This is a genomic window from Herbaspirillum sp. B65, assembly GCF_000333555.1.
In the GTDB taxonomy this organism is placed as follows: Bacteria; Pseudomonadota; Gammaproteobacteria; order Burkholderiales; family Burkholderiaceae_D; genus Herbaspirillum; species Herbaspirillum rubrisubalbicans.
In genome coordinates this window covers 1-893 of record NZ_BADI01000260.1, presented here as the reverse complement: position 1 = coordinate 893, position 893 = coordinate 1, and the positions used below count along the sequence as shown (strand labels likewise).

Below are 893 nucleotides of genomic sequence, written 5' to 3'. Positions count from 1 at the left end.
CCGCGCCGATCTCGCCAGGAAGGCTGCGCAGTAGATCGCAAAGGAAATGCCGGCGGCCACCAGCGGCGTCAATTTCAGCCCGGCGATGGCCAGTCCGAAGTAGGCCACGAACAGGATCACCAGCAGCGGGATGCCTTGCACCACCTGGATGTAGAGGCTGGCAATGGTGCGCAGGCTGGCATGGGGCGAGACCCGCCACAGCGCAATGACGAAGCCGGCCAGACCACCGAAGACGAACGCCACCAGCGACAGCACCACGGTCCAGACGGCCGCTTGCAGCAGGTACTCCACGTGCAGGAAACTGAATGCATTCATGGCTGCTCCTTACAGGTGGGTGCCCAGCTTGCGCTTGCGCACGAAGGCCATCTGGCTGATGAGCCAGAACGCGCCACGAAACAGGAAGGACAGCACCAGGTACGCCACCGCGATGACGGCATACACCTCGAAGCTGCGGAAGGTTTCCGACTGCACCAGGTTGGCCGTGGCGGTCAGCTCTTCTGCGGAAATCTGCGAGGTGATGCTGGAGGCCAGCATGAGCAGGATGAACTGGCTGGTCAGCGAGGGATAGACGCGCTCCACCTTTCACGGGCAGCCGCCTTGATGAGCGCCTGGAACAGGTCGATCTCATAGTTGCTGTGCACGTGCTGCAGGATCGCGGCCAGGCGCTCCAGACCCATGCCGGTATCCACGCAGGGGGCCGGCAGCGGGGTCAGGGTGTATTCGCCGGTGGCCGGGTCGAGCTGGCGGTCGAACTGCATGAACACGTTGTTCCAGATCTCGATGTAGCGGTCGCCATCGGCGTCGGGGCTGCCCGGGGGGCCACCCCAGATGTCCGGNCCGTGGTCATAGAAGATTTCCGAGCANGGACCGCAGGGGCCGGTCTCGGCCATCTG

General features: G+C 64.1%; 1 protein-coding gene and 2 pseudogenes. All 3 read right to left on the bottom strand.

Annotation, left to right across the window (positions count from 1 at the left end):
- Positions 1-315: ABC transporter permease subunit (locus I5W_RS06855; RefSeq protein ID WP_044528668.1), on the bottom strand; the 315-nt coding region annotated here is incomplete at its 3' end.
- Between the two features lie 9 nt (positions 316-324).
- Positions 325-579: pseudogene (locus I5W_RS06850) on the bottom strand (amino acid ABC transporter permease); the annotation flags it as partial.
- A 2-nt stretch (positions 580-581) separates the two neighbouring features.
- Positions 582-893: pseudogene (locus tag I5W_RS06845) on the bottom strand (alanine--tRNA ligase-related protein); the annotation flags it as partial.